The organism is Curtobacterium sp. YR515 (assembly GCF_900113095.1).
Classification (GTDB): Bacteria; Actinomycetota; Actinomycetes; order Actinomycetales; family Microbacteriaceae; genus Curtobacterium.
The window spans coordinates 87,960-107,749 of the sequence record NZ_FOOD01000007.1; the positions used below are offsets into that span (position 1 = coordinate 87,960).

22 protein-coding genes and 2 pseudogenes are annotated in these 19,790 nt (G+C 72.2%); 9 read left to right on the plus strand and 15 right to left on the minus strand.

The genetic code is table 11. From position 1 onward, the window contains the following. Positions 1-8: 8 nt before the first annotated feature. The 3 genes from BM028_RS17715 to BM028_RS17725 form a co-directional block, all read right to left on the minus strand. On the minus strand, positions 9-443 hold the full coding sequence (locus BM028_RS17715) for a hypothetical protein (protein ID WP_092388467.1): 435 nt from the start codon (positions 441-443) through the stop codon (positions 9-11). An 81-nt stretch (positions 444-524) separates the two neighbouring features. Further along, entirely contained in the window at positions 525-2,153 is a 1,629-nt protein-coding gene (locus BM028_RS17720; RefSeq protein WP_092388470.1) for a phospholipase D-like domain-containing protein, read from the minus strand. Between the two features lie 26 nt (positions 2,154-2,179). Further along, entirely contained in the window at positions 2,180-2,800 is a 621-nt protein-coding gene (locus tag BM028_RS17725) for an NUDIX hydrolase (protein WP_092388565.1), read from the minus strand. 209 nt (positions 2,801-3,009) lie between these two features. Between BM028_RS17725 and BM028_RS18655 the strand changes: the two genes are divergently transcribed. Then, a complete protein-coding gene (locus BM028_RS18655; protein WP_175473708.1) occupies positions 3,010-3,177 on the plus strand; it encodes a hypothetical protein in 168 nt (55 codons plus the stop codon). Here the strand turns inward: BM028_RS18655 and BM028_RS17730 are convergent, their stop codons facing one another. Genes BM028_RS17730 through BM028_RS17740 form a run of 3 tightly spaced genes read right to left on the minus strand, consistent with a single transcriptional unit; the run spans position 3,178 to position 4,893 of the window. After that, entirely contained in the window at positions 3,178-3,588 is a 411-nt protein-coding gene (locus BM028_RS17730) for a PIN-like domain-containing protein (protein ID WP_092388473.1), read from the minus strand. After that, entirely contained in the window at positions 3,585-4,259 is a 675-nt protein-coding gene (locus BM028_RS17735) for a DUF433 domain-containing protein (RefSeq protein WP_092388476.1), read from the minus strand. The genes BM028_RS17730 and BM028_RS17735 overlap by 4 nt, the downstream gene beginning before the upstream one ends. A 49-nt stretch (positions 4,260-4,308) precedes the next feature. Further along, positions 4,309-4,893, minus strand: coding sequence for a TetR/AcrR family transcriptional regulator (locus BM028_RS17740; protein WP_254790859.1), 585 nt, complete (start codon positions 4,891-4,893; stop codon positions 4,309-4,311). A gap of 159 nt (positions 4,894-5,052) precedes the next feature. Here BM028_RS17740 and BM028_RS17745 point away from each other — a divergent pair, with 159 nt between their 5' ends. The 3 genes from BM028_RS17745 to BM028_RS17755 all read left to right on the plus strand — a co-directional run bounded on the left by BM028_RS17745 (position 5,053) and on the right by BM028_RS17755 (position 8,500). Beyond that, a complete protein-coding gene (locus BM028_RS17745) occupies positions 5,053-6,417 on the plus strand; it encodes an MFS transporter (protein WP_071295715.1) in 1,365 nt (454 codons plus the stop codon). Between the two features lie 107 nt (positions 6,418-6,524). Then, the gene (locus tag BM028_RS17750; protein ID WP_071303018.1) at positions 6,525-7,346 is read left to right on the plus strand and encodes a sugar phosphate isomerase/epimerase family protein; all 822 of its coding nucleotides are present in this window, start codon (positions 6,525-6,527) and stop codon (positions 7,344-7,346) included. Continuing rightward, positions 7,343-8,500 carry a Gfo/Idh/MocA family protein gene (locus tag BM028_RS17755; protein ID WP_092388568.1) on the plus strand — a complete coding sequence of 386 codons (1,158 nt, stop codon included), beginning with the start codon at positions 7,343-7,345 and terminating at the stop codon, positions 8,498-8,500. The genes BM028_RS17750 and BM028_RS17755 overlap by 4 nt, the downstream gene beginning before the upstream one ends. 80 nt (positions 8,501-8,580) lie before the next feature. Here the strand turns inward: BM028_RS17755 and BM028_RS17760 are convergent, their stop codons facing one another. Continuing rightward, positions 8,581-9,303, minus strand: coding sequence for an SDR family NAD(P)-dependent oxidoreductase (locus tag BM028_RS17760; RefSeq protein ID WP_092388479.1), 723 nt, complete (start codon positions 9,301-9,303; stop codon positions 8,581-8,583). A 95-nt stretch (positions 9,304-9,398) separates the two neighbouring features. Here BM028_RS17760 and BM028_RS17765 point away from each other — a divergent pair, with 95 nt between their 5' ends. Beyond that, positions 9,399-10,265, plus strand: coding sequence for a LysR family transcriptional regulator (locus BM028_RS17765; protein WP_092388482.1), 867 nt, complete (start codon positions 9,399-9,401; stop codon positions 10,263-10,265). 48 nt (positions 10,266-10,313) lie between these two features. On the opposite strand, the pseudogene BM028_RS18820 reads toward BM028_RS17765, so the two are convergent. The 3 genes and pseudogenes from BM028_RS18820 to BM028_RS17775 form a co-directional block, all read right to left on the minus strand. Beyond that, positions 10,314-10,427, minus strand: a pseudogene (locus BM028_RS18820) (DivIVA domain-containing protein); the annotation flags it as partial. Positions 10,428-10,472: 45 nt separating this feature from the next. Further along, positions 10,473-10,568, minus strand: a pseudogene (locus BM028_RS18825) (DivIVA domain-containing protein); the annotation flags it as partial. A gap of 57 nt (positions 10,569-10,625) precedes the next feature. After that, positions 10,626-11,963: a flavin monoamine oxidase family protein gene (locus BM028_RS17775; protein WP_092388485.1), complete on the minus strand. Its 1,338-nt coding sequence runs from the start codon at positions 11,961-11,963 to the stop codon at positions 10,626-10,628. A gap of 147 nt (positions 11,964-12,110) precedes the next feature. On the opposite strand from BM028_RS17775, the gene BM028_RS17780 reads away from it, so the two are divergent. Beyond that, positions 12,111-13,826, plus strand: coding sequence for an APC family permease (locus BM028_RS17780; protein WP_092388571.1), 1,716 nt, complete (start codon positions 12,111-12,113; stop codon positions 13,824-13,826). 69 nt (positions 13,827-13,895) lie between these two features. Here the strand turns inward: BM028_RS17780 and BM028_RS18365 are convergent, their stop codons facing one another. Next, positions 13,896-14,246 (minus strand): hypothetical protein, encoded by a 351-nt coding sequence (locus tag BM028_RS18365; protein ID WP_139219870.1) that lies wholly within the window; start codon positions 14,244-14,246, stop codon positions 13,896-13,898. Positions 14,247-14,445: 199 nt separating this feature from the next. Between BM028_RS18365 and BM028_RS18370 the strand changes: the two genes are divergently transcribed. From BM028_RS18370 to BM028_RS17795, 3 genes are all read left to right on the plus strand, one after another. Next, positions 14,446-14,973: an LppP/LprE family lipoprotein gene (locus BM028_RS18370; protein WP_139219871.1), complete on the plus strand. Its 528-nt coding sequence runs from the start codon at positions 14,446-14,448 to the stop codon at positions 14,971-14,973. Between the two features lie 77 nt (positions 14,974-15,050). Further along, positions 15,051-15,509, plus strand: a complete 459-nt coding sequence (locus BM028_RS18830; RefSeq protein WP_254803987.1) for a putative sulfate exporter family transporter — start codon at positions 15,051-15,053, stop codon at positions 15,507-15,509. Then, the gene (locus BM028_RS17795; protein ID WP_254803990.1) at positions 15,404-16,123 is read left to right on the plus strand and encodes a YeiH family protein; all 720 of its coding nucleotides are present in this window, start codon (positions 15,404-15,406) and stop codon (positions 16,121-16,123) included. The genes BM028_RS18830 and BM028_RS17795 overlap by 106 nt, the downstream gene beginning before the upstream one ends. A gap of 12 nt (positions 16,124-16,135) precedes the next feature. On the opposite strand, the gene BM028_RS17800 is transcribed toward BM028_RS17795, so the two are convergent. The 4 genes from BM028_RS17800 to BM028_RS17815 form a co-directional block, all read right to left on the minus strand. Then, the gene (locus BM028_RS17800) at positions 16,136-16,969 is read right to left on the minus strand and encodes a GntR family transcriptional regulator (RefSeq protein ID WP_070418011.1); all 834 of its coding nucleotides are present in this window, start codon (positions 16,967-16,969) and stop codon (positions 16,136-16,138) included. Beyond that, positions 16,966-17,586, minus strand: coding sequence for a TetR/AcrR family transcriptional regulator (locus tag BM028_RS17805; protein ID WP_070418012.1), 621 nt, complete (start codon positions 17,584-17,586; stop codon positions 16,966-16,968). The genes BM028_RS17800 and BM028_RS17805 overlap by 4 nt, the downstream gene beginning before the upstream one ends. Then, positions 17,583-18,206, minus strand: coding sequence for an isochorismatase family protein (locus tag BM028_RS17810; protein ID WP_071295724.1), 624 nt, complete (start codon positions 18,204-18,206; stop codon positions 17,583-17,585). Before BM028_RS17810 ends, BM028_RS17805 begins: the two co-directional genes overlap by 4 nt. 112 nt (positions 18,207-18,318) lie before the next feature. Beyond that, complete coding sequence (locus BM028_RS17815; RefSeq protein WP_070418014.1) at positions 18,319-19,776, minus strand: MFS transporter; 1,458 nt, start codon at positions 19,774-19,776, stop codon at positions 18,319-18,321. Between the last annotated feature and the right edge of the window lie 14 nt (positions 19,777-19,790).

The window sequence follows — 19,790 nt, forward strand, 5'->3', positions numbered from 1 at the left end:
GAGGGTCGCTAGAACAGGTTGCCCCCGCTGGCGACCTGGATCGCGACGACGGCTCCGGCGAAGACCACCAGCACGCCGACCAGTGTCGCGAGTGCGACCGGCCACCCCGTCCGGCGTCGGGCACGGCGCGCGATCGAACCGACGACCCCCGCGACGAGGACGACGAGCGTGAGGACGAGGTGCCAGTTGCGCACGGCCGCACCGGGGTCGTCAGCGCTGCTGCACCCCGGCGACGGTTGCGCGCACCCGGCGAACGCGAGCTGGCCGATGAGGACGCCGAACCACGCCGCCGGGCTCACCAGGACGGCCGCGCCGAGGAGCAGGACGGTGGCGACGAGGTCGACCGAGCCGGGGTCGCGGGGTGGCGGCGCCTGCTCGGCTCGCGGCGGGTGCAGCACCAGGTCGTCGCCGGGATCGTCCCACCAGTCCTCGCGTGCCCCCATGCACCCAGCGTAGGCCGCGGGCGGTGGACGCAAGTTGGTGGCGGACGGGAGGCGCGGGTCGGGCCCGCACCGCGCCTCCCGTCAGAAGTGTGTCGAGCCGCGCGACCGGCGCGGTCGGCCGTCGGGGTCCACGGCGAGGCGCGCGGCGGGGCGCGCCCACAGACGCTGCAGCGCGGAGACCGGCTCCGGCTCGTGCTGGCGGATGCGTCCAGGGGGCCGCGGGCCGGGCTGCCCGTCCTCGTGCCAGTGGTCGAGCGCACGTGCCGTGGAGCGCCAGAGGGCGAGCAGGTCCGCGCCGGACCCGGTGAACCGCTCGTCGTCGGGCGTCGTCGCGAGGTGCTCCGCCCAGAGCTCGTGGCGGAGGTCCCGGGCGAGGGACCGGTCGTCGTCCGAGGTGTCCACGACGGCGCACGTGAGTTCGCTGTCGGACGTCCACGAGCGGCGGTTGAAGTTGTCCGAGCCGATCGTGAACCACTCGTCGTCGACGATGCAGACCTTGGCGTGGATGTAGATCGGGCGGCCGTCCTCGTGCTCGAGGTCGAAGGCGCCGACACGGTCGGGTGCGGTGCGGCGGAGCGTCCGGAGCGCCTCGATCTGGCCGAACCGGCTCGGGGGACCGCCGAGCGGCCCGTCCGAGTTCGGGTACCGCGGCACGAGGACGACGACACGGAGCTCCCGGTTGCGTTCGAGGGCCTCGGCGATGCCGGTCGCGACCTCGCGGGACCAGAGGTACTGGTCCTCGATGTAGAGCAGCGATCGCGCTCGGGCGAAGGCCTTGCCGTACGCGCGGGCGATGCTCCGCTCACCCAGGGGCGCGAACGGGAACGGCGGGCGCTTCACCCCGTACGTGCGGAGGAGCTGCACGGCGTGGTGCCCGGCCGGTGGTGGTGGCGCCGTGCGTTCGGGCAGCGGCTCGGGGCGGCGCGGCATGTGGACGAGGCGTTGGAGCAGCATCCGGTACGGCAGGCTGCGGTCGAGGGGGAGCGGGTCGTCCCAGCGCTCGGCGAAGACCGCGAGCACGTCCGCGACGACCGGCCCGCGGAGCTCCATCGACGCGTCGTGCCAGGCCGGGCGTTCCCCGTAGCGGGCGTCGATCGAGACGGGCTGCGGATCGCCCTCGTGCGCGGCGTCGTCGCGACGGCTGTGGCAGAGGTCGATGCCGCCGACGAACGCGACGTCGCGCGAGGGGTCGTCGCGGTGCTGGATGACGAAGAACTTCTGGTGGTGCGAGCCGAACACCCGGACGCGCTGGTCGAGCAGCACCTGGCCGCCGGCGTCGTTGATCTTCCGGCCGAGCAGCTCGTTCGACCGGGCGCTGATCGACGCCGAGACGCGCTCGCCGTGGGACCGCCAGATGAGCCCGCGCACCTCGATGCCCGCTCGTGCGCGGTCCGCCAGCAGGTCCCCGATCGTCGGGCCGTCCGGCAGCAACCGCTCGTCGGCGTCGCCGCGCCAGTCGGTGAACCACACGCGGTCACCGGGGCGGAGGGCGGTCAGTTCCGCGTGGATGCGGTCGAAGTAGGCGGCGCCGTGCACGAGCGGCCGGACGTGGTTGCCCTCAGACCACGGTGCCGCATCGGCGCCGGTGTCCCCCTCGGCGTCGGGCCGGTTCCGGTCCGTGTCGTCGTCGGGGTGTCCCGCGTGCACGCCGGTGGCGAGGTTGCCTCGCTCGTCGCGGGAGAGGAACCAATCAGCTGGACCGGTACGCACAGTCGAACAGTACGGGACGGCGCCGTTCAGGGGCGCGAGCCCGGCAGGGGGATCTCGTGGCGGTCGTCCCACGGCTCGGCCCAGCCGAGGCGGTCGAACAGGGCGTCCAGGAGCATCGCGGTGAAGCCCCAGACGACGTGCTGCTCGGGGCCGGAGTCGATCGTGAACGCCGGGCCGCGCCACTCCTGGCCGCCGCGGCGGATCACCGTCACGCCGCGGTGGGCGGGGTCGAGCAGGTCGGCCACCGGCGCCCGGAACACCGCGGCGGACTCGGCCTCGTCGACGACCCGGACGGGCGAGGACTCGCGCCACCACCCGAGCACCGGCGTGACGAGGTGCCGCGAGAACGCGAGCGGCACCGGGGCGATCGTGCCGAGGACGTCCACGCCCGCGGTGTCGATGCCGGTCTCCTCGCGGGCTTCCCGGAGTGCCGCTGCGGTCGCGTCCGTGTCACCGGGGTCGACCCGGCCGCCGGGGAACGCGATCTCGCCGGGGTGGGCGCGGAGCGTGGTGGCCCGTGCGAGGAGCAGGACGTCGAGGTCCCGCGAGACGTCGGTGCCGGCGGCCGGGCGGTCGCTCGGGACGTCGTCGAGTTCGCCGAACAGGATGAGGACGGCCGCGTTGCGGGAGGCACTGGCCACCGGCATGCCCGTGACGAGCGGGGCGGCACCGGGACCGACGAGCGCGGAGAGCTGCTGACGCGCCGGGTTCACGTCGTCAGCCTAGGTGCTGCGCTCCGAGGCAGAACATCCGGAAGGTGCGCCCCCGGGGGATCTCCGAGGCACGACCCGTACGTTCCGAGTCAGCACCACCGGGACCACGGCGGTCCCGAACCGACACTGCACGGGAGCAGACCATGAGCGACACCGACGGCACCGCACCGAAGAACGACCCCGAGGGCACCCCGAAGCCGGACGGCCTCGGCGAGGACGGCACGATCCCCAACGAGCCCGACGGCCTCGCTGCCGGACACGTGGGCGACGATTCGCACTTCAACCCCGAGGAGGACGACGGCACGGAGTAGTCAGACGACGTTGAGGCGCTTCCGCCGCAGCCCCGTCTCACTCAGCGCCATCACGAACGGCGGCTGCACCTGCGCGAGGCGGTGGATCGCCCGCTCGTGGCGCATGCACAGATCGCCCATCTCGAGCGCGGTGAGCTCTCCGCGGGCGAACGTCACCACTCGTGCATCGTGGACGTAGATCGCGCGTGCTTCCAACGGCCGTGTCGCCACGCGGTGGTCCTTGGCCAGGAGCACGTACCCGGACCGGGTCCCCTCGGCGATCCACTCCTCGTCGGGCATGCGCTGCGCACGATCGTCCCCGTACTCCTCGGCGAGCGTGCGTGCATTCCACCCGCCTTCCCTGAGGCGCGCGATGAGGAGTCGCCCGCCCACGGAGCGATCGAGGAGGAACCGGGCCTGGCTCACGGTCACGCGGCCTGCAGCAGGAGCGAGCGGAGTTCGACGGCGTCGAGCGTGAAGTCGTCGGCGACGTCCCTCATCGACTCCCCGGCGCGCACCCTGCTCACGACGTCCTCGACACGGACCCCGATCCGGGCGACCGTCGGCTGACCGGCGTTGCGGCGTGGATCGACGACCACCTCGATGCGTTCGAACGTCGGCAGACGGAGGAAGTCCACGAACCCCTCGCGGTAGACGATGCTCTGCAGGTACTGGTCGACGACGTCCCGGAAGACACCCTGGTGGTTCCGGACGACGACGAGGTCGCGGTCCCCGTTCTCGATGAGGATCTCCGCGCCGTCGGTCCGGAGCTTCTCGCTCAACAGTGCGTTCTCGAGGCCGATCTCCTGCCGCAGGACCTCGACCGCCGGCCGGATGCGTGCCATCGGGAGGCCGGCGCGTCGGAAGGACTCGACGATGTAGCCCTCGGCGAGGGCGTTGAACGGCACGGTGTAGCTGCGACCCGCCTGCACACCGGTGAGGATGGGCGCGCTCCAGCCCCAATCGCCTTCGCTTCGCTGCTTGAACCGGTGCCCGTGCGCCCACCGCGCGAACGACGTCGACGGTGCGCGCACGATCTGCGCTGCCTCGGTCAGCGAGTAGAGCGGCGTGGTGTGCGCGGCATCCGAGATCGGCGTTTGCATGCAAACATCCTACCGAAACGCGGGCCGCACCGGACTGTGAGCTCGGAGGCTAGAGCACCCGCTCCAACAACCGCAGCGTCCCCGCGATGTCCACGTCGCGGTCGAGCAACCACTGCACCTGCAACCCGTCGAACGCCGCGATGATGAGCGACGCGACCTGGTCGAGGTCCGCATCGCTGTGCCGACCGGTGGCGACGAGCTCGTCGCGCAGCTGCTGCGCCAGATCAGCGCGCGCCGTGGCGAACCGCGCCGCGAAGTACGACCGCGCGGTCTCGTTCCCCGCCTCCACCGAGGCGCCGAGCAGCGTCGTGTAGAGCGTCACCAGGGCCGGCTCGCTGACGTTCCGGTGGGCGACGAACTCGAGCCGGGGGAACACGCCGCCGGTGTCGCCCAACGCCCGGTTCGACGCGTCGTCACGCTCCCGCAGCACCTCGACGAGCAGGGCCTCGCGCGACGAGAAGTAGTGCCGGAGTGCGGCGTGCGAGATGCCGATCGCCTCGCCGATGGCCCGGAGCGAGGTCCCGTCGATGCCACGGGAGGCGACGACCTCGAGCGTCTGGTCGAGGATCTCCTGCCGGCGCTGCACGCCCTTGGCGTACGGCCCGCGGCTGCCGGTTCCATCGTTGGAGGTCACTCGGACCAACCTACCGGCAGCCATGAGTCGCCGAAGTGCCCCCGCAAAGTACCGAAACAAAAACTTCCGGTCGGAGGTTTTGGGTGCTACTGTCCCGATCACCTAGTAGCACTAGGGATTCAGTGGGCCCCGAAGCCCCCTATGACTCGAGGAGGAGTCATGTCGACACCGACGTCGAAGGAAGAACCCACTCGCGGCATCGCCGGAACCGCATCCCCCGCGGTCACCGCAGCCGCCGGCGCCACCGCCACGGACGCCGCAGCGTCCCGAGCGTTCTCGGTCGAGGGCATCACGCAGTCCGTCAGCACGATGCGGGTCGGCCGCGGCTACCTCTGGGGCCTCAGCTTCGCCCAGTTCGGCCTCTTCGTCGCCCTGCTCACGCCGGTCTTCGTGAGCATGTCGATCAAGGCGACCGAGCTCAACCCGTCGAACCCCGAGACGATCGTCGGTTCGGTCCTGCCGTTCGGCGCGATCGGTGCCCTGCTCGCGAACCCGCTCTTCGGCGCGATCTCGGACCGCACCCGCACCCGCTGGGGTCGTCGTCGGCCGTGGATGGTCGGCGGCGTCATCGTCTTCGTCGGTGCGCTCGCCTGGCTCGCGTTCTCGCCGAACGTCCTGCAGCTCACCCTGGCGTGGGTCCTCGCGCAGGTCACCGCCAACGCGGTCCTCGCCACCCTGACCGCGAGCTTCGCCGACAACGTGCCGGAGTTCCAGCGCGGCAAGGCCTCGAGCGTCATCGCGCTCGCGCAGAACACCGCGATCCTCGCCGGTCTGTACCTGGCCGTCTACCTGGTCGGCAACCTGCCGATGCTCTTCATCGTCCCGGGCATCATCGCGATCATCGCGATCCTCGTCTACTCGTTCGTGGCCCGCGACGAGCTGCCGACGACGCCGATCAAGCCGTTCAGCTGGGTCAACCTCATCTCGTCGTTCTGGACCAACCCGATCAAGCACCGCGACTTCGGGCTCGCCTGGTGGGGGCGCTTCCTCATCACCTTCGGCACGTTCATGTTCACGACCTACCGCCTGCTGTACATGGAGGACCGCATCGGCCTCCCGCAGAAGGAGGCCGTCGGCATCGTCGCGTTCGGTGTGCTCCTCTACACCGTCGCCCTGCTGGTCAGCGCCGCGCTCTCCGGGTGGGTGTCCGACCGCGTCGGCCGCCGCAAGGTCTTCGTGTGGAGCTCCACGGCCCTCACCGCCGTCGGCCTGGTGATCCTGGCGCACGTCGACACGGTCGGCGGGTTCTACTTCGCCGAGATCGTGATGGGCTTCGCCTTCGGCATCTACTCCGCCATCGACACCGCCCTCATCGTCGACGTGCTGCCCGACCCGGAGCGCCCCGGCAAGGACCTCGGCGTGATCAACATCGCGAACGCGCTGCCGCAGTCGCTCGCCCCGGCCGTCGGCCTGTTCCTCCTCGGCGTCGGGGGCGGTCAGAACTACACGCTCATGCTCTGGGGCGCGGGTGTCGCGGTGATCCTCGGCGCACTCGTGATCTTCCCCATCAAGTCGGTCCGGTAGACGGCGCACCAGCGCACGGTCCTGGAGGCGCGACCCGGCTCACGAAGGCGAGTCGCGCCTCCAGGCGGTCACCGCACACACCGCAAGCCTCCCTGAAAGGACCAGCCATGGCACCCGCCATCTCCCTGCAGCTCTACACGGTGAACGCCGCGCTGGAGCCCGACCTCGACGGCGGCGTCCGCCGCCTCGCCGACATCGGCTTCGACACCGTCGAGGCGTTCGCGTTCGTCGACCGAGCAGCGCAGCTCAAGGAAGCGTTCGACGCCCACGGCATCACCGCGAAGACCGGCCACGCCTTCCTCGTCGAGGAGACCATCCCGCTGCCCGACGGCACCGTGATGACCGCTCCGTCGCACGCCGACACCTTCGCCGCGGCGAAGGAGCTCGGCCTCGAGATCGTCATCGACCCGTTCGTCGGCCCCGACCACTGGACCACCCGCGAGGGCGTCGAGCGCGTCGCGGCCCGACTCAACGCCGCCGCTGCCGAGGCGGCCGAGCACGGCCTCCGTGTCGGCTACCACAACCACGACCACGAGCTCCGACCGCAGATCGACGGCCAGCCCGCACTGCAGGTGCTCGCCTCGCTGCTCGACCCGGGCGTGGTGCTCGAGCTCGACCTGTACTGGGCCTCCGCCGCGGGCATCGACCTCGTGCCGTTCATCGAGGAGCTTGGTGACCGCATCGTCGCCGTGCACGTCAAGGACGGCCCCATGCGCGACGACATCTCCACCGCGACGATCCCCACCGACCAGACCCCGGCCGGCCAGGGCGACGTCCGGCTCGCCGAGGCGCTGCGTGCCGCGACGGCTCTCGAGTACGCCGTGATCGAGTTCGACGGCTTCGCGGGGGACGTCTTCGACGGGGTCGCCCAGTCGTACGAGTGGCTCGCCGCGCAGCTCGCACCGAGCGGATCGGCGGTGTCCGCATGACCCGCACGGGCAAGGTCGGCATCGGCTTCATCGGCGCCGGCATGATCAGCGAGCAGTACCTGGCGAACCTCACGACCTTCCCCGACGTCGAGGTCGTCCGGATCGGCGACATCGACACGGACCGGGCGGCGGCGTCGGCGGCGAAGTGGGGCGTCGCGGCCTCCGGCGACGGTGCGTCGGTCCTCGCCGACCCCGACGTCGAGATCGTCATCAACCTGACGCTGCCGGCCACGCACGTGGCGGTGTCCACGGACGCCCTCCGCGCGGGCAAGCACGTGTGGAGCGAGAAGCCGATCGGGGTCGACCGCGAGTCCGCTGCGGGCCTGGTCGCCCTCGCCGACGAGCTCGGGCTCAAGCTCGGCATCGCGCCCGACACCGTGCTCGGCCCGGGGTGGCAGACCGCCAAGCGGGCGATCGAGGCCGGCGCGATCGGCACGCCGCTCACCGCGGTCACGAGCATGCAGTGGCAGGGGCCGGACGTCTTCCACCCGAACGCGTCGTTCCTCTACGCCAAGGGCGCCGGCCCGCTGTTCGACATCGGCCCGTACTACTTCACGGCGCTCGTGCACCTGCTCGGGCCGATCGACTCCGTCGTCGCGACCGGGTCGCGGTCCCGCGAGACCCGGGAGCTGGTCGTCGGGCCGAACGCGGGCCAGTCGTTCCCCGTCGAGGTGCCCACCCACGTGTCCGTCCTGTCGTCGTTCGAGCAGGGTGGCAACGCGCAGTCACTGCTGTCGTTCGACACCCCGCTGTTCCGGCACGGCGTCTTCGAGGTCAACGGCACCGAGGGCACGATCGTCCTGCCCGACCCGAACACCTTCGGCGGCGGGCACCCGATCCGGATCGCCCGACCGATCCCCGTCGGCGCCTCGTGGCCGTTCGAACAGGAGCGGGAGACGCTCCTCGACGAGGAGCCGACGGTCGGCCGGGGCCTCGGTGTGCTCGACATGGCGCGGGCCATCCGCGGCGGCGGTTCGCACATCGCGACCGGTGCCGTCGGGTACCACGTGCTCGACGCGATGGTCGCGGTGGAGGAGTCCATCGAGCGGCGGTCGTTCGTCGAGGTCGAGTCCACCGTCGGGGCGATCGCGTCCCTGCCGGAGGACTTCGACCCGTTCGCTGCCACGCTGGAGACGGCGCCGGCCGCGGTCTGACGACCGGGGCACCAGACAGGAGGCCCTGCTCACGTCCGCCTCGTGCGGAACGTGCGCAGGGCCTCCCGTCGTGTCCGTGGTCACCAGGGAACGACGTCCGCGTCCTCGAAGAAGCCACCGCGCGGGCCGTCGTCCGGCAGCGTCGCGAGCCGCACCGCGGTCGCCGCGCCCTGCGCGGCCGAGCGGTCGCCGCTGAAGCCGTTGAAGTCCGTCGCGACGAGCCCCGGGCATGCAGCGTTGACGATGATCGGGGTGTCCGCGAACGCCCTCGCGTACTGGGTCGTGATGCCGTTGAGGAACGTCTTCGACGGGGCGTACGCGGCCATCACCGGACCCGGCTCGCGGCCGAGGGACCCCATGCTGCTCGACGCGTTCACGATGCGGGGCGCGGGGGAGCGGCGCAGCAGCGGCAGCATCGCGTTCGTCACGCGGACGACGCCGTAGACGTTGACGTCGACGACCTGCCGGACGACGTCGAGGTCGAGCGTCGTCGGGTCCTGCGTCCACGTCACCGGGTCGAACGGTCCAGAGATCCCGGCGTTGTTCACGAGGACGTCGAGTCGGCCGAAGCGCTCCTCGACCTCTGCTGCGGCGTCCGCCACGCTCTCGTCACTCGTCACGTCGAGCCGGACCCCGTGGGCGTCGACCCCGCTCGCCCGCAGTCGTTCCACTGCTTCCTCGCGGCCGGTGTCGCTCCGTGCCCCGACGAGCACGCGCATCCCCGTCGCACCCAGCTGCTCGGCGATCGCGTACCCGATGCCCTTGTTCGCGCCGGTCACCAGCGCGGTCGTCTTGTCGTCCATGTGCTCGATCGTCGGTCCGGGGCGGTTCCCGCGTCCAACACCGATCGGGTGGGTGGTGATACTCGCCGGGTATCGGTCGGCGTAGGCTGCCGGTCGTGGACGATGTCGAGACGCGCGAGCTCCGGTACTTCGTCGCCGTCGCCGAGGAACTCCACTTCGGCCGCGCGGCGCTCCGGCTCGGGATGGCGCAGCCGCCGTTGTCGCGGGCGATCCGGCAGCTCGAGGAGCGGATCGGCGTCCGGCTCTTCGACCGTGACCGTCGCGGCGTGACCCTGACCGACGCGGGGTCGGCGCTCCTCCGCGAGGCCCCGGCCGCCCTCGACGCCGTGCGCGCGGCCGTCCGGCGGACCCGACGCGCGGGGGCACCGGAGCAGCGGCTCGTCCTCGCGACGAAGGCCGGGTCGTCGCACGAGTTCCTGCAGGCGCTGCTCGACGCCGCCCCCGAGGACGTGCCGGTCGACGTGGTGCTCTGCGAGATCGGCGAGCAGGCGGGACTCCTCCTCGACGGCACGGCGGACGTGGCGGTCATGCACCGGCCGTTCGACGACTTCGCCGGCATCGAGTCGGTCGACCTGTACTCCGAGCCGCAGGTCGCGATCGTCCCCGCCTCCCACTCGCTCGCCGACCGCCGGTCCCTCACGATGGCCGAGGTGTCGTCGGTCCCCGACCTGCCGATGGCGCGGTGGCCCCTCTCCGACTGGACCTACCCGCCGGGGCCGGGGCCGGAGGTGCACTCGCAGTCGCAGCTGGCGCAGCTCGTGGCGCTCGGTCGGACGCTGCTCGTGATCCCGCGCTCGAGCCGGGCCTGGCAGTGGCCCGAGCACGTCGCGGTGCCGGTGCTCGACGCGCCCCTCGCGACGACGGTGCTCGGGTGGCCGGTCGGACGGGAGACGCCGGCGGTCGCGCGGCTCGTGGCGACCGGGCTGCGGATCGGGGAGGCCGCGGGCGCGGTCAGCGCCTGACCGGGCCGGTCAGCGTCTGACGGGGGCCGGTCAGCGGCGGGTGGTGTGCTGCCGCAGCGCGACCACCACGCGGTCGAGGAAGTCGTCGACCTCGTCCTGGCGGTAGCCCTCGCGGAACTTGGTCGGCTGGAAGCGCGCCAGGGTGACGTCCTCGGGCGTCAGCGGGTCGACCGGACGTCCGGCCTCGTACCCGGCCAGGGTCGCCCGGACCCGGTCGAGGAAGTCGTCGACCTCGCGCTGGTCGTACCCTTCGCGCCACTTCGTCGGTGCGAACTTCGCGTTCGCCACATCGCTCGCGAGCATGCTCTCCCCCTCGTGCCGGACCCCTCGTGCCGGCGTGTTCGACGATCCTCGCACAGGTCACCCGGCGGGTGTGCCCGTCCAGACCCGGTCGATCGGCACCTCGTGGCCGAGCACCGCGACCGCCGCACGGTGCCCCGAGTACAACGCGCCGGCCACGGTCGCGGGGTCGTCGGTCCACGTCGCCTCGCCCGCCAGGTGCACGCGCCCCGCGATCGGCACCGCGAGGTCGTCGTGGTCGCTCGTCGTCGACCCCGGCAGCATGTGCGCGTACGAGCCCCGGGCGAACGGGTCGTCCTGCCACGCCGTCACGAGCACCGACGTCGGCGTCCCCACGGCGTCGCCGTACAGTCGCCGGAGCTGCTCGAGCACCGAGCCCGCGACCCGCTCCTCGCTCCAGCCCCGGATCGCCCGCGCTGCCGGACCGGCCGCGAAGGTGAGCAGCGTCGGCACCCCGTCGAGCCGCGTCAGGTCGTACCAGGAGTGCCACCACCGTCCGGCCGGACCGAGCTGCCGGACCGCGTAGACGTCGGCGTCCCAGAACCGCTCCGGGAACCGCAGGACGACCTTCTCGAAGGCGTTCATCCGCAGCCGTCCGAGTGCCTGCCGGTGCCGTGCGGGCAGCGGTGGCTCGATCACGAGGTCACCGGCCTGCAGCACCCCGACGGGCACCGTGACGACGACGGCCTCGGCGTGGAACGGGCCGCGGCTGCTCGTGACCACCACCCCGCCGTCCCCGTGGTCGATGCGCTCGACGGCATGCCCGAGCCGGACGTCGAGCCCCACGGCGAGGTGTGCGGGCAGGGCGTCGTAGCCGTCCGGGAACACCACCTCGTCGCCCGCGATCGTGTCGTCGTCGAGCCCGTGCGCGGCGAGCTCGTCGCTCGCGACCCCGTACTGCTCCTCGCTCCGGTGCTCGAGGTGCTCGCTGACCCGTTCCGCCCGCTCGGCGTCCCAGCCCTGCGCCGCGACGGCCCGGGCGACCACGTCGCGGTAGCTGTCGAGCGGCGCCGATCGCTCGACCTCGTCGGCCAGGGCGCGGTCGACCGTGCGCACGTCGTCGGCGAACCGGGCGGCTGCACCGGCCTCGAGCCGACGACCGTCGGGCCCGTGGTACGCGATCGGCCGGCTGTCGACCTGGTACCCGCCGACGGTGAACTCGACCGTGCGGAGGCCGAACGCGGCGACGGCGTCGGCCACGGCGTTGTCCTCGACGCCGTGGATCCACGACGCGCCGAGGTCCGTCACGTGCCCGTCGGTCCGGTCGGTGTGGACCCGACCGCCGATCCGGTCCCGGGCCTCGAGCACGACGACCCGGCGCCCGGCCCCGGCGAGCAACCGTGCGGCCGCGAGCCCCGCCACGCCCGCACCGATCACGACGACGTCGGCGTCCTCCATGCTGGTGCTCCTCTCGGGACTGGATCAAGATTGACACAGCCAGGTGCGGAAATCGTTGCTGAGGTCTAGTTTCAGTGCTCGTATCCACAGAGTCGTGGAGCGACGGCGACGGTTTCCGTCGCTCGCCATCGAGAGAGCGTGGTGGTCATGCGAGACGAACGGGTCGTGACGGTGTCGACCGAGACCGTCGGCACGGAGAAGGGACTGCGACCGGGGGCCATCGGCCTGGTCGGCAGCGTCGTCATGGGCATCTCGTCCACCGCGCCCGCCTACAGCCTGGCCGCGAGCCTCGGGTTGGTCGTGGCCAGTGGGGGAGCGCTCCTCGCCGGGGTGAAGGCCCCGGCGATCATGCTGCTCGCGTTCATCCCGATGTGGATGATCGCGGTGGCCTACCAGGAGCTCAACCGCGAGGACCCCGACTGCGGCACGACGTTCACCTGGGCGACCCGGGCGTTCGGTTCCGTGACGGGGTGGCTCGGCGGGTGGGGGATCATCGCCGCGGACGTCATCGTGATGGCGAACCTCGCCCAGATCGCCGGCTCGTACGGGTACTCCTTCGTCGGCGTCCTGACGAACGACCCGGCGATCAGCGCCCTCGGGAACAGCACGCTCTGGTCGACCGTCGCCGGGGTGGCCTGGATCGCCGTGATGACCTTCATCTGCTACGTCGGCGTCGAGGTGTCGGCCCGGCTGCAGTACGTCCTGCTCGGCATCGAGGTGCTCGTGCTCGTGATGTTCGCTGCCGTCGCGCTCGTGCGGGTCGGCACCGGCAACGGCGTCGAGGGCTCGATCACGCCGTCGCTGTCGTGGCTGTGGCCGAGCGGCATGGACTTCGGGTCGGTCATCGCCCCCGCCATGCTCACGGCGATCTTCATCTACTGGGGCTGGGACACCGCCGTCTCGCTCAACGAGGAGACGAAGGACCCCGAGAAGACCCCCGGTCGCGCAGCCGTCATCAGCACGGTCCTGCTCCTCGTCATCTACGCCCTCGTGTCGATCGCGGCGATCGCGTTCGCCGGCGTCGGGACGAAGGGCATCGGCCTCGGGGCGCAGGGCAACGCGGACGACGTGTTCTCGGCGATCGGCCCGGCGCTCTTCGGCAACTCGTTCCTCGGGCACGCGGCGATGGCCCTGCTGTCGTTCTCGATCCTCACCTCGGCGTCCGCCTCGACGCAGACCACGATCATGCCGACCGCCCGGACCTCGCTCTCGATGGCGGTCTACAAGGCCCTGCCGTCGCACTTCGCCCGGATCCACCGGCGCTTCCTCACGCCGACCTGGTCGACCATCGGGATGGGCATCGCGTCGATCGGCTTCTACGTGCTGTTCACCGTCATCTCGACGAACCTGCTCACCGCCCTGATCGGTTCCGTCGGCCTGATGATCGCGTTCTACTACGGGCTGACCGGCTTCGCGTGCGTCTGGGTCTACCGACGGACGCTCTTCAACACCGTGCGGAACTTCGTCATGCGGGGGCTCGTCCCGCTGCTCGGCGGCCTGACGCTCGCGGTGACGTTCGTCTACGGACTCGTGCAGTTCGCCCAGCCCGACTGGCTGCAGGGCGACGACGGCAAGGACGTCACGATCCTCGGCATCGGAGCGGTCGCCGTGGTGGGCGTCGGTGCGATCCTCATCGGTGTCGTGCTGATGGTCGTCTGGTGGCTGCGGTCCCCGGACTTCTTCCGGGGGCGGACGCTCACGAGCACGAGCAACATCCTCGTCCTCGACGGCCCGGGTGGTGTCCCGGAGCCGACCGTCATCGCGCCCGACTTCTCGAACCTGCCGACGGGCAGCATCGCGGTCGACGAGGAGACCGGCAAGCGGTTCCGGCGGACGCGGTCGCGTCGCCGCGACGACGACTGATCTCGCGCACCGGCGGCGGACGGGAGGCGCGGGGCGGGCCCGCACCGTGCCTCCCGTCCGTCGGCGCGGTCAGTGCCGGTGGGACCGCCGCCGGCCGAGGATCGCGTCGAGCACCCGCGAGAACCGCGGGCGCCGCGCCACCGGCTTCGTCTCGATGGACCGGGTCGGAGCGCGGAGCGCGAGATCGTGCAGCATGTTCCGCTTCGAGCCGTCCCAGTTCGCGAACAGGTACGCGCCGCCGAGGAACGTCAGGCTCCGCACCGGCGTGCGCTTCCACGAGTCGGCCGCGACGTAGTACCCGGCGTGCCCGGCGTGGATGTGCTTGATCACGGTGTCGACGTCGATGACGCTGGTGGTCGTCACGACGGCGGTGATGCCCGTTCGGTCACGGGCGACGTACTCGATGAGGTGTTCGGACACGAGGGCTCTTGGTCGGGTCGGGGCCCGTCGAGGTCGGGGAACGCGACACGACGAGGCATGGCCGGAATCGTCGTTGCTTCCGAAACCAAGAATACGCCGAGAACTCTGTGCAGGGCGAGGAGGAACCTGTCCGGATGCGCACCGTGAACACCACCGGGGGGATCCTGTTCGCCGCCGTCCTGGCCGTTGCCCTGACCGGGTGCAGCGGCGGGACGACCGCCGACCCCACCGCCACCGCCACCCGCACCGTGACCGCCACGCCGACAGCGGTCGCCGAGAGCCGACCCCGACGTCGACTCCGACCCCCACGCCGACGTGCGGCCCGTCGAGCGGTGCCGAGGCCGCCGCCCAGCCGATCGCCGACCTGCCGCTGCCGGCCGGGCTCGAGGACGCGAAGTGGGACGCCGCACGGGCCGACACGTCCGGGTACGAGGCGTGCGCCCCGCTGTCCTGGGTCACGGTGAGCCTGGACCTCGCGACCGGCAGCTCGCCCGTCGCGATCCTGCTCTTCCACGACGGCCGGTACCTCGGCACGGCCACGAAGGAGCAGTACGGCTTCGTCCCGGACATCAGCCGGACCGACCCGTCGACGATCGCGGTGGCCTACCGCTACGCGAAGCCGGACGAGTCGACTGCGGACGCGAGCGGTCGGGCGGACGCGACGTTCCGGTGGGACGACGCTGCCGGGCGCGTGGTCATGACGGGGCAGGTGCCGCCGGCCGGCTGAGCCGCGACGCCGCGACGCCGCACGCCGGCTGCCGGCTGCCGTCCGCCGTCCGCCGTGGGCCTGTCATGCTGGACGCCATGCCGTTCCTCCGCACCGCCTGGCCGGGCGTCGCGCTCGCCCTCGCGATCGGGCTCGCCGCCACCGTCGTCGGCCGCGAGGTCCCGGTCGTCGGCGGCCCGGTCCCCGCGGTCGTGCTCGGCGCCCTGGTCGGGTGGCTCGTCCGTCGACGACGGCACCACGACGGCACCGGTGCGGGCTCGGGCGGCGATCTCGGCCTGCTGCAGCCCGGCGTGAAATTCGCCTCGAGCCGGGTCCTGCAGTTCGCCGTCGTCCTGCTCGGCGCCCAGCTCTCGATCGCCGAGGTGCTCCGCATCGGCGGCGAGACGCTGCCCGTGATGCTGACGACCCTCGTCGTGTGCCTCGTCGCAGCGTGGGGATCGGTCGGCTGCTCCGGGTCTCGAGTGCCCTCCGCACGCTCATCGGCGTCGGGACGGGGATCTGCGGCGCCTCGGCGATCGCGGCCGTCACGCCCGTGATCGGCGCGGTCAGCGCGGACGTCGCCTACGCGATGTCGACGATCTTCCTGTGCAACATCGCCGCCGTGTTCGTCTTCCCCCTCGTCGGCCACGCACTCGGGCTCTCGCAGCACGCGTTCGGCGTCTTCGCCGGCACCGCGGTGAACGACACCTCGTCGGTGGTCGCCACGGCGACCGTCTACGGTCGGCAGGCGACCGACACGGCGGTGGTCGTGAAGCTGGTCCGGACGCTCATGATCATCCCGATCGTCGTGGGGCTGGCCGGCCTGGAGGCACGGCGCACCTCCCGCGAGCAGGTCGCGTCCGGCGTGGTCACGGGCCGCGCCGGGGGCGTCCGCGGGTTCCGCGTGTTCCGGTTGGTCCCGTGGTTCCTGATCGGGTTCCTCGTGGTCGTGCTCCTCCGCACCCTCGGGGTCCTGCCGGCCGCAGCGGCCCCGGGGTTCTCCACCGCCGCGACGTTCCTCATCACGGTGGCGCTCGCCGCGATCGGGGTCTCGACGGACTTCGGTGCGCTCCGGCGGGCGGGGTTCCGACCGATGCTGCTCGGGATCGCGCTGTGGGTGCTCGTGGCGGGGACGAGCCTCGGCGCGCAGGCGGTGTTCGGGCTCCTCTGACGGCGTCGAGGCTCACACGATGCGGGAGTCGATCACCGCCCGGTCGCCCCGGTACCGCGAGAACCCGTACTCCACCGGGGTCCCGTCGGCCAGGCACATCAGCCGCTCGATGTGGAAGATCGCCTGCCCCGGGTCGATGTCGAGCAGGTCCGCGCTCCACTGGTCGGCGTTCACCGTGCTGAGCAGCAGTCGACGAGCGACCGGCCGCTGCCCGACCCGCCGCACGAGCACGTCCGGCACGTACTCGGTGAGCGGCTCCGACACGAGGTCCGGGAACCGCTCCTGCGGCACCCAGCTCGTCCGCACCCGGCTCGGCTCCCCGTCGAACGAGATGAGGCTCTCGACGAAGTACGCGGCGCTGCCGTCCATCTCGAGGTTCCGGCGGACGGTCTCGGGCGCGGGCACGAGCTGGACGCACAGGTGCACGATGCTCAGCCGCGGGGAGTCGAACACGCTGCCGCCGGTGTTCTCGCCGTAGATCGTGACCTCCTCGGTGGTCCGGGCCAGGCTCACCGAGGCCACCGGACGCACGCCGAACGTGCCCGACCGCGGTGCCCGGGTGAGCAGGCGCTGTTCCTTGAGGAGCGTCAGCGCCGCGCGCAGGACGTTCCGCGTCGTGCCGTACAGGTCGAGGAGCTCCCACTCGTACGGCAGCGGTCCGGTGAACCGACCGGCGACGATGTCCGCGCGGATGAGGTCGGACACCTGCCGGGCGGCGTCCGACCGGCGGTTGAAGCCGATCCAGTGCCCGGGCGTGACGTCGCCGATGGCCATGTCCGTCCACGGCGGGACCGGACGACGTCCCGCGGTGCCGTCCAGTCGGTCGTCCGGTGCGACGTCGGTCACGAGACCACCCCCACGGTCGTGGTGTCGCCGGTCCACCCGGCCCACCGGAGGAACTCCCGGGCGAGGCGCACCGGGTAGTCGGGTGCCTGGATGTCGATGGACACGAACACCCGGCGGTAGAAGGTCGGACCGCCGAGCAGGTCGACGGCGATCCCGAGGTCGACGTCGGGCCGCAGGTCGCCGGCGTCCATCGCCCGCTGGAGCATCGCGTTCACCCGGACCCGTCGGTCGAGGTGCCACGCGGCGACCGCCTCGGCCACCCGGGGCTCGTGCGAGGCGAGCTCCACGATGAGCGGCAGCGCCCGGCCGACCGGGGTCGCGACGAGCGCGTGCACCCAGCCGCGGGTGAGCCCGAGGACACCCTCGTCGATCGGGGCGTCGAGGATCGTCGGGATCGACTCCTCCATCAGGCGGATGACGGTCTCGGTGAGGAGCACGTCGCGGCTGGACCAGCGCCGGTAGATCGTCGCCGCCCCCACCCCGGCGGCGTCGGCGACCGCCCTGATCGTGAACGCACGGGGGTCGCCCTCGGCGAGGATCGCGATGCACGCCGTGTACACGGCCTCGTCGACCGCGGCGTTCCGGGGCCGTCCGCGGACCGGGGCCTCGGTGCTCACGCGGCGCTCCAGAGCGCGAGCACCCGGTCGATGCCCCACACCTCGCCGATCTTCGCCTGGATGTCGAACAGGTTCGCCTCGTGCACGCTCGGCAGCCGGTCGCCGACGGCCTCGCGCACGACGATCGGCACGAAGCCGTGCTGCATGGCGTCCGTCGCGGTGGCCCGGATGCACCCGCTCGTCGAGAGTCCGGCGATGAAGAGCGTGTCGACCCCTCGTGCGACGAGGTCGGCGGCCAGCGAGGTCCCGAAGAACGCGCTCGGGTACTGCTTCGGCACGAGGGTGTCCCCGTCGACCGGCGCGAGCCCCTCGATGAACGCGCCGGTGGACGTGCCGGGGAGGTACGCCGCGAGGGCCGGCACCTTCCGGAAGAACACCCCCGCGTTGGAGCCGTCGGCCGACAGCGCCATGGTCGTGACGGCGACGTGCACGCCGGCCGCCCGGGCCGCGGCCGTGAGCTCGCGCATCCGTTCGACGGGTTCCTCGACGCCGGCGTACAGCCCGCACGCCGGGTCGACGTAGGCGTTCACCGGGTCGACGACGACGAGCGCCGCCCGTCGGCCCGGCTCGAGCGCACCGGTGTAGCCGGCCGAGACGTAGTCGTCGTGGTCGTCGGTCATGCGGTCCTGCTTCCGTCGTGGGGCTGGCTGGTGGGGGCCTGGAGGCGCGGCGCGACCCCGGCACGTCGGCCGGCGGTCGGCCCCTGCGTGCGGTCGGTGCCCGTCGTGGCGGTCATGCGCTCGTCCCCGGCTCGGGCACCGGGCCGGACGTGTCCGGTCGGAGCGGTGCCTGGCGGTCCGGGGGACCGAACGGGCCGAACGCGACGATGAGCGCGCCGACGACCGCGCACCCGGCGAACGTGAGCGCGGCGGTGCGCACGCCGTCGACGAAGGCCTGGACGTCGGTCGCCGGCAGGCCGAGCAGGCTGCCGTCGTACGCCGCGGCCTGCTGCGCGGCAGAGAGCCCGCTCGTGGCGATCGCCAGACCGAGCGCCGTGGAGAACAGGAAGCCCGCGTTCTGCAGCGCCGACCGGATGGCGTTCGCGATGCCCCGGCGGTGCTCCGGGACGCGGGTCATCAGGGCCGAGGTGCTCGGCGTCATGAACACCCCGGTGCCGACCCCGACGGCACCGAGTCCGACGGCCGTCACGGCGTAGGCACCGTCGTCGGCGAGCGACCCCGCGAGCACCGCCGCCCCGACCGCGATGAGCAGCATGCCGATGGTGGAGAGCGTGCGCGCGGGCACCCGGCGGGCGAGGACCCCGGCGCTCGCCGCGGCCACGGTCGTGCCGATCGGGGTGGGGAGCACCCAGAGCGCGGCCTCGACGGCGTCCTTGCCCGAGACGGCCTGGAACGACAGGGACGCCAGGAGCACGAGGGCGTAGCTCGACAGTGCGCAGAGGCCGGCGGCCGAGAAGAGCGTGATGGTCGCCCGGTCGCGGAAGATCGCCGGGTCGACGAGCGGGTGCGGGACCCGGCGCTGGGTCCACACGAACACCGCTCCGAGCAGCACCGCGCCGGAGGCCATCGCGACCACCGGGACGGCGGCCCAGCCCGCGGAACCGCCGACCGACACGGCACCGACCAGCAGCCCGACCGCGGCCACGGAGAGCACCGAGCCCGGGACGTCGAGGCGTTCGCCGGAGCGTGGTCGGGCGGTGCGGGGGATGAGTCGCAGCGACCAGACGAGCCCCGCGAGCGAGATCGGGACCCCGGCGAGGAAGATCCACCGCCAGCCGAACGACTCCGCGACGAGGCCGCCGACGACCGGGCCGATGACCTGTCCGACGGCGGCGACGGTGGCGTTCAGCCCGAGGCCGAGCGACAGGATCGACTCCGGGAACACGTCGGTGAGGAGCGCCGTGGTGTTCGTGACGATGGCCGCCGCACCCACGCCCTGCACGAGTCGGGCGGCGAGCAGGACGGCGGCGTCCGGTGCTGCACCACACGCCAGCGACGCGAGGAGGAAGACGAGGATGCCGGCGATGTACAGACGGCGACGCCCGACGAGGTCTGCGATCCGGCCGAAGACGAGGATGAGCGTCGTCGTGGTGAGCATGTAGCTGAGCAGGACCCAGCTGGACTGCAGGGCGGAGGCGTCGAGGTCACGGCTGACGTCGGGGAGCGCGACGAGCAGGGCGCTCGAGGAGATGAAGACGAGGACGACGCTCAGGCTCGACGCGCAGAGCACCTGCCACGCGCGTC